This is a genomic window from Prochlorococcus marinus (genome assembly GCF_001180245.1).
Classification (GTDB): Bacteria; Cyanobacteriota; Cyanobacteriia; order PCC-6307; family Cyanobiaceae; genus Prochlorococcus_A; species Prochlorococcus_A marinus_F.
Genome location: NZ_CVSV01000093.1, coordinates 1 through 511, shown reverse-complemented (window position 1 = coordinate 511; position 511 = coordinate 1). Strand labels below are relative to the sequence as shown.

The 511-nt window shown below is 32.1% G+C and carries 1 pseudogene; it reads left to right on the top strand.

What is annotated here, in order from left to right:
* Positions 1 to 511, top strand: a pseudogene (locus AMO19_RS03435) (NAD(+)/NADH kinase); the annotation flags it as partial.

Sequence of the window (511 nt, the reverse complement as noted above, 5' to 3'; positions counted from 1 at the left end):
TTTATTGAAATCCTTGAAAACGAAGAATATTTAATTGACTTTCGTAATAGATTAAATTGCAATGTTTGTATTGAGGGGACAAGTTCTGAGAAAAAAATCACAAAAAGCTATAACGCCTTAAATGATTTTTATTTTAAATCCGTTGAAGAAGATATTTCTCCGACCAACCAAATACAAATTGAAATAGATAATGAGAAGGTAAATGAATATAAAGGTGATGGATTGATTGTAGCTACAACTACGGGTTCAACAGCCTACTCAATGGCTGCAGGAGGTCCAATAGTACATCCAAGTATAGATGGAATGATTATTAACCCTATATGCCCGATGAGTTTGGCTAGTAGACCAATCGTCATACCTAATACAAGTACGGTAATCATTAAGCCAGTTAAAAAAAGTAAAGGGGAAATTAAATTATGGACAGACGGATCAAAATGTATGACCATTAAGGAAAATTATTATTGTGAGATCAAGAAAGGAAAATCACCCTGCAAAATAATAAAGTTTAAAA